Source organism: Stenotrophomonas rhizophila (genome assembly GCF_003651185.1).
Classification (GTDB): Bacteria; Pseudomonadota; Gammaproteobacteria; order Xanthomonadales; family Xanthomonadaceae; genus Stenotrophomonas; species Stenotrophomonas maltophilia_Z.
In genome coordinates this window covers 1-6,289 of the sequence record NZ_RCDC01000012.1, presented here as the reverse complement: position 1 = coordinate 6,289, position 6,289 = coordinate 1, and the positions used below count along the sequence as shown (strand labels likewise).

The following is a 6,289-nucleotide window of genomic DNA, read 5'->3' as shown; positions in this document are numbered from 1 at the left end:
CGACGCCGTGGCACAGCAGCAGAACTGGGGCATCGGTGGCGACAACAGCCGCGCGCTTGAGGCTGTTACCACGCTGCTGGTGGGTGCTGCCTCCGGGCAGGGCGGCGGCCAAATGGTGGCCAACGCCCTGGCGCCGTATGCGGCGAACCTGATCGGCGACAAGTTCGATACGAACCATGGCAGTGATCCGAACGCTGCACTGCAGCTGCTCTCTCATGCGCTGTTGGGTGCGCTGCTGGCTGAGGCCAATGGTGGTAACGCAGCAAACGGTGCGGGCGCAGCGACCGGCGGTGAACTGGCGGCGAAGCTGCTGACCGAGGCGCTGTATCCCGGCTACACCGGCGAGCTGAATGATCAGCAGAAGCAGACGATTCTGGCGCTGTCGCAGGCGGTGGGGGCCGTGGCTGGAAGCAGCGCTGGTGATGGGCTTGCAGGAGCTGCACTGGCAGCTGGGATCGCAAAAAATGTGGTGGAGAACAACTACCTTAGTGCCCCGCAGCGGAAGGCGAAGGATGCTGACCGTGCAGCATGTGGAAAGGACTCAGTGTGCCTGCAGGCCACGGACGCGCGCTGGGCTGAGGTCAGCCAAGAGCAGAGCCGTGATGTCATGGAGCGGTACGCACCCTATCTCACGCCCGACGAGCAGTATGTACTCTTCAGTCTGAAGCCTGGAACGAAGGAGTACGACCAGATCCTGGCCAGCGCGATTGCGCGGGAGGCGTCCAGCCAGCCTCCTCATCTGGGAACACTGCTCAACAGAGAGATCGGGCTGCTGCGCGAAACGGATTGGGATGGCGCACTGTTTGGTCCGTTGGCGCCTGGCATGTCGCTGACTGACAGGAACCGGATTGAGATGGCGTTGCTCGGGCCTATTTTCGGCATGCCCAGTGCAACTCTCACTGCGTTTGGTGTTGACCCGCAAACCGTAGCGATGACCAATCAGCTTGGGATGCTTGGGTGGGATATCGCGGGGTCAGGTTTCATCTTCAGACCCAAGAGTACCCGCGGACCCGCTAACGTTGATGGAGGGAGCACCCAAGTGGTGCTTATCCAAAATTCTGCTGGCAATCTCACAAAGCCCACACCTACAACCGGAGCTCCGCGAAATAAAATTCAGCTAATGGACGGCTTCTATGTGGTTGACGGGCTGAAGATCAGTGAGTCCTACTATGAGAGGCTTTGAAGGAAGGAAGGCCCGCTCCATTCCTACAAGTGAAGGAGGTCTTCGCCAGCAATCCTGTGATTACGCCTGACCCTAGGGGTGCCCCAGGCTATTTCAGATACGAGGGGGCAGGATTGGAGGTTATTTACAATCCGATAACAGGTCAGATTGGTCATATTCAGCCAGTGAGAAAGAAATGATAGAAATATTTTCTGAATTTGAAGGTGAGCTTGAAGAATATCGAAAGGTCGTTGGTAATCTGAGGCGCGCACTAATAGCGTGCGAGCTCAGAATTTCTGAGATCATTGCTTCCATTGGTTGTCTTGATTATGATGCGACCGCGGCCGAATTTGATGAGCTCCATTCAATTCAGGGTGTTCTGGCAACTGCAAAATACAAGTTTGAGTTCCCATTGGGAGACCGGCTTGATGATTTTGTGTATCACATGGATAGAGATGACGAATATTCTAGGCGTTACTGGCATGGAAGGTTTGTTGACGGGGTAAGTTGGCCTGTTGACTAAGATGTGGGTCGATATGGGTGCCAATGATCTAACTTGGGAAGGAGGCTTTCTTGCGGGCCGAATTTAACTTGGCGCAGGCTTGGTCTAACCTCTGAGTTTGGTCCGTTGGCGCCCGGCATGTCGGTGAGCGACAGGAACCGGATTGAAATGGCGTTGCTCGGGCCTATCTTCGGGATGCCCAGTGCAACTCTCACTGCATTTGGTGTCGACTCGCAAACCGTACCGATGACCAATCAGCTTGGGATGCTTGGGTGGGATATCGCGGGATCAGGGTTTGTTCTCAGGCCCAAGAGTACCCGCGGGATGGGCAAGGTCGATGGCGGCAGCACCAAGGTGGTGGAGACCGAATCGTTGCCGCTGACGGGTCAAAAGCCTAGCTTGGAAGGTCCAGGACCAAATGCGCTGGACTTCACTGGTGGGGCGCCGAACGCGCTCTCGGGCATCGGTAATTCTGCGCATAACGCGGCAATCTACGCGAAGCTCAAAGTGGATCTGCGTACCACAGCAGATGCGAACGATATCGTGGTTTGCCTCAGGGCGACTGGTCAGTTGCCTCCGAGCTATGTGACTAAGAGCGAAGCAGCGCAGAATGGCTGACGACCTGGCAAAGCGCTAGAAAACAGCGTCCCGGGCGGGCAGATTGGTGGCGATGTGTTTCACAATACGACCGGCGTGCTTCCAAGCAGCGTTGGCAGAGTCTAGTAGGAGGCCGATGTAGAACTAACCGGTTCAAGATCCAAAGCAAGCCAGCCAGGAACTCGGCCCCTCTACTCAAACGACGACCTCCTGTTCATCACGAATGATCACTATAATTCCGTGCATGGCATTGGGCGATGGAAATGATATTGAATAAGATTATTATCGATGGAGAGCTTATCAACTCAGAACGTGATTTTCATGCGCAGATTGCAGAGCAGCTAGGCGTCGGTGTGTTCTATGGCAGAAACTTGGACGCACTATGGGACCTCTTGAGCTCCAGTATTGAACGCCCAGTCGAGCTGTCGTGGATCTCAAGTCAAAAATCTGCACTAGCGCTTGGACCTCGTTTTGACGACATAGTCGAAACTTTGCGACGAGTTGTCGAGCAGGATGCTCAATACGGTTGGGAAGATAGGTTCAGCTTTGCGTTGTCATAAATCATCAATGGCACGGAGTTGTCATTGGGCCGGTTGCTGACCATCGAGTAGCTACAGGACGTTGCAGAAAGCATGTCCAAGAACAGCCAGGTGGGCGGCCGGGTGCAGGTGTCGTTCGGCACCGCCTGGAGCGCCGACGGCTACGCCAGCGCGGGCAAGTCCAACGGCAGCTATCAGGGCGTGGGCCAGCAGTCGGGCCTGTTCGCCGGTGATGGTGGGTACCACGTCGATGCCGGCCACGTGAACCTGGTCGGCGGTGCGATTGCCAGCACCAACGCCACCCACAGTGAACTGACCGCGCAGACGCTGACCTTCAGCGACCTGCAGAACCAGATGCAGCACAGCACCAGCTCGGGCGGCATCAGCGGTGGCTACGGCGGCGCGATGGAGGGCAACACGCCGGTGTTTGCCGGTGCCACGCCGAACTTCGGCGGTGGCGTGCCGATGAACGAGAAGGGCGGCGACAGCAGCACCACCTACGCCACGCTGACCGAAGGCAACATCGTCATCGGCGGCCAGAAGGTGACCGCCGCCGAGCTGGGCGTGAACACCGATGCCGCAACCGCACACCGCGCGATTGAGGCGGTGCCCAATGCCGAGTTGCAGCTGGCCAATCAGCAGGCGATGGCGAATGCGATGGGCACGGTGATGGCCACCAGCAAGCAGATTGCCAATGATGTGCAGGCCTATAAGGCCAACAAGGCCGTTGAAGCCTACTTTGCCGACCTGACACCACAGGAAAAGGCAAATTTCAATGCCATGGATGCAGCGGCGCGTGATGCGGTGCTCACCCGATACAGCCAGGCCTACCGGGACTCGAAGCAGTAGGATATCGGTGGTGACAACAGCCGCGCGCTCGACGCAGTTACCACGTTGCTGTTAGGTGCCACCTCCGGGCAGGGCGGCGGCCAAGTGGTGGCCAATGCCCTGGCGCCGTATGCGGCGAACCTTATCGGTGACAAGTTCGATGCAAAACACGGCAGTGACCCAAACGCCGCGTTGCAGTTGCTGTCACATGCGCTGTTGGGTGCGCTGCTGGCTGAGGTCAATGGCGGTAACGCTGGGGGTGGTGCGGCAGCAGCAGCTGGTGGCGAACTGGCGGCGAAGCTGCTGACCGAGGCGCTGTATCCCGGCTACACCGGCGAGCTGAATGATCAGCAGAAGCAGACGATTCTGGCGTTGTCGCAGGCGGTGGCCGCCGTGGCTGGAAGCAGTGCTGGTGATGGGCTTGCAGGCACTGCATTGGCCGCTGGAATCGCGAAAAACTCTGTTGAGAACAACTATCTCGATGCCAAGCAGCTTCTTGCATTGGCTGAGGAACGCAAGGAGTGCAACGGCAACGAAGCCTGTGAGAGCGCGGCAAGTGAGCGCTGGGCTAAGGTCTCAAAACTGCAGGGCAAGGAGATGTTGGCGACATGTCAGCAAGCTGACGGCGCATGTGATCTTCAGTTCGCTCAGGCATGGGCATATGGGAAGACCGATGCGAGCCAACTTGGCTTGGGTCTTGACCAAGCGGCAAGCAAGGAACTTGTCATGAGGTTCCTCGAGACTGCCGCCGGCAAACCGTATAGGGGAGGGACAGGCTCATTCTTCATGCAAATGGGGATGGGGGCAGTGGATCCCGCGTCCGAGCTCGTAACCGGAGCATTGGGCTATGCGCTCGCCTTGGGAGATATAGCCCTGGCCCCTCAATATCATCGTGACCCTGTCACGGTTGAGTTCAAATACGAACGCATGATTGTGGGAACGCCGATCTTTGGGGACACATCTGGTAACCCAATCGAAGCCGGACGCTACAAGCTCGGAAATCTCGCGGGCCTCGACTTGGCTCTGCTCGGCGCGGCTTGGAGAAGCGGCAAGGTAGCAAGCGACATCAATCTTCGAAATGCGGGCGGGCTAGCTGATGAGGCTGCCGGCTCGATACGAGATGTTAACCCTGGCTATCCAAACTTTGGTCGAACTCACAATTGCGTGAACTGTTCCATCGCCACTGACTCAACCTTGGCAGGAAATCCTGCATCAGCACTGCCAATCAACCACACAAACGGCGTCCCGTTGAGCGTTCTGGAAAAGCAATACGGATCAAAGTTCGGCCCCATCACTCAACCCGATGATATCGTCCAACAAATGTTGCGTTCTGGAACTGGATCTCGAGGCATAATTTACGGGTCGTATGGTCCAGGACAGACTGGTCATGTATTCAATGTCGTCAATCAAAACGGGGTAATTCGCTTCCTTGATGGGCAGACAGGTAAGGCTGCTGATTTGAGCAAGTTCAAAACCCTGCATCTTCTAAAGACAAGGTAAATGAGGTGAGTTGTGATCACATACAGCCGGGCTCTATCGCAAGCTGTTGAGTACTTGGGGCAGTCTGAGATTCCGCTCCAGATTTGCCTTGAGGGTGAGTTCCAGGAAGGTTGGTACTTCTGCTACCAGTCAAAAGAGTTTTTAGAGACCGGGGACTTCTCTGCACAATTGGCGGGTAATGGACCCTTCTTGATTGATAGGGACTCTGGGGAGCTTGTGGTACTTGGCACAGCTAGACCATTGGAGGAATACCTAAATGAGTACGTGGAACAGAAAAGAGCGAGAATAGCTTGACTCGGTCTCTCTTAAAGGACTGGCGTAATCAGATGATGCAATGACCCACTGATTTCCTGCTCAGGTGTTACTTTCCCCGAAGGAGACACCGATGAGCGAAGTGATGGAAGAAGAGATCAAGCGTTGGACGGCCCGTCGCAAGTCGGCACTGGTCCTTGAGATCATCCAGGGCAAGACCACCGTGGCTGCGGCCAGTCGCCAGTTCGACCTGACGCCGGCGGAGATCGAGAGCTGGGTGGACGATGGCAAGCGCGGCATGGAGAACGCGCTGCGGGCCAAGCCGGAGGACGTGCGCGAGCAGTATGAGCGCCAGCTCAAAGACCTGCAGGAAGCCTACGGCGAGGCCATGCTGGAGATCCGCGCCCGAAAAAAGCTGGCGTCCCTGTTGGGAAAGGACGAGAGCTGATGCTCTCGGTCCAGCAGGGGCTGAAGGACGAAGGTGTAGCGATACCGATGACCAAGCTGTGCCAGTGGTTCGGCGTGGCGCGGCGGACGACGTACTACAAGCCGACCCGTTCGCCTGCAAAGGTCAAAGCGGAGCTTGCCGAGCCGATCAAGGAGATGATCGAGGCGGAGCCGTCGTTCGGCTACCGCACGGTGGCTGCATTGCTGGGCATGAACAAGAACACCGTCCAGCGGATCTTCCAGCTCAAGGGCTGGCAGGTGCGCAAGCGCGCACTTGGGCAACGGCCCAGGATCCAGGCAAAGGTCTCTCGTGCCGAACGACCCGACCAGCGATGGGCCACGGACCTGTGCCGTGTATGGGGCGGCAAGGACGGCTGGCTGAGTCTGGCGCTGGTGATCGACTGCAGCACGCGGCAGCTGCTGGGCTGGCACCTGTCGCGCACCGGCAAGGCGAGCACTGCC

8 protein-coding genes and 1 pseudogene are annotated in these 6,289 nt (G+C 57.4%); all 9 read left to right on the top strand.

Translation table 11 applies throughout. From position 1 onward, the window contains the following. Positions 1-1,183: VENN motif pre-toxin domain-containing protein (locus BCL79_RS20410; RefSeq protein WP_220668933.1), on the top strand; the 1,183-nt coding region annotated here is incomplete at its 5' end. A gap of 175 nt (positions 1,184-1,358) precedes the next feature. Next, the gene (locus BCL79_RS20175; RefSeq protein ID WP_147433931.1) at positions 1,359-1,685 is read left to right on the top strand and encodes a hypothetical protein; all 327 of its coding nucleotides are present in this window, start codon (positions 1,359-1,361) and stop codon (positions 1,683-1,685) included. Between the two features lie 117 nt (positions 1,686-1,802). Beyond that, complete coding sequence (locus BCL79_RS20405; protein WP_220668932.1) at positions 1,803-2,282, top strand: hypothetical protein; 480 nt, start codon at positions 1,803-1,805, stop codon at positions 2,280-2,282. Between the two features lie 248 nt (positions 2,283-2,530). Beyond that, positions 2,531-2,821 carry a barstar family protein gene (locus tag BCL79_RS19985; protein WP_220668931.1) on the top strand — a complete coding sequence of 97 codons (291 nt, stop codon included), beginning with the start codon at positions 2,531-2,533 and terminating at the stop codon, positions 2,819-2,821. 72 nt (positions 2,822-2,893) lie between these two features. Further along, positions 2,894-3,649 (top strand): hypothetical protein, encoded by a 756-nt coding sequence (locus BCL79_RS20545; protein ID WP_259462224.1) that lies wholly within the window; start codon positions 2,894-2,896, stop codon positions 3,647-3,649. Between the two features lie 45 nt (positions 3,650-3,694). Further along, on the top strand, positions 3,695-5,128 hold the full coding sequence (locus BCL79_RS20540; RefSeq protein WP_259462223.1) for a toxin glutamine deamidase domain-containing protein: 1,434 nt from the start codon (positions 3,695-3,697) through the stop codon (positions 5,126-5,128). A 12-nt stretch (positions 5,129-5,140) separates the two neighbouring features. After that, positions 5,141-5,422 carry a YrhB domain-containing protein gene (locus BCL79_RS20600; protein ID WP_121044669.1) on the top strand — a complete coding sequence of 94 codons (282 nt, stop codon included), beginning with the start codon at positions 5,141-5,143 and terminating at the stop codon, positions 5,420-5,422. Between the two features lie 91 nt (positions 5,423-5,513). Continuing rightward, positions 5,514-5,828, top strand: a complete 315-nt coding sequence (locus BCL79_RS19965; protein ID WP_121042179.1) for a DUF1153 domain-containing protein — start codon at positions 5,514-5,516, stop codon at positions 5,826-5,828. Then, positions 5,828-6,289 (top strand): annotated as a pseudogene (locus BCL79_RS19960) (IS3 family transposase); the annotation flags it as partial. The gene BCL79_RS19965 and the pseudogene BCL79_RS19960, both read left to right, overlap by 1 nt.

Coding starts and splice junctions, on each gene's coding strand:
- BCL79_RS20175 (WP_147433931.1), top strand. CDS start 1,359: ATGATAGAAATATTTTCTGAATTTGAAGGTGAGCTTGAAGAATATCGA.
- BCL79_RS20405 (WP_220668932.1), top strand. CDS start 1,803: ATGTCGGTGAGCGACAGGAACCGGATTGAAATGGCGTTGCTCGGGCCT.
- BCL79_RS20545 (WP_259462224.1), top strand. CDS start 2,894: ATGTCCAAGAACAGCCAGGTGGGCGGCCGGGTGCAGGTGTCGTTCGGC.
- BCL79_RS19965 (WP_121042179.1), top strand. CDS start 5,514: ATGAGCGAAGTGATGGAAGAAGAGATCAAGCGTTGGACGGCCCGTCGC.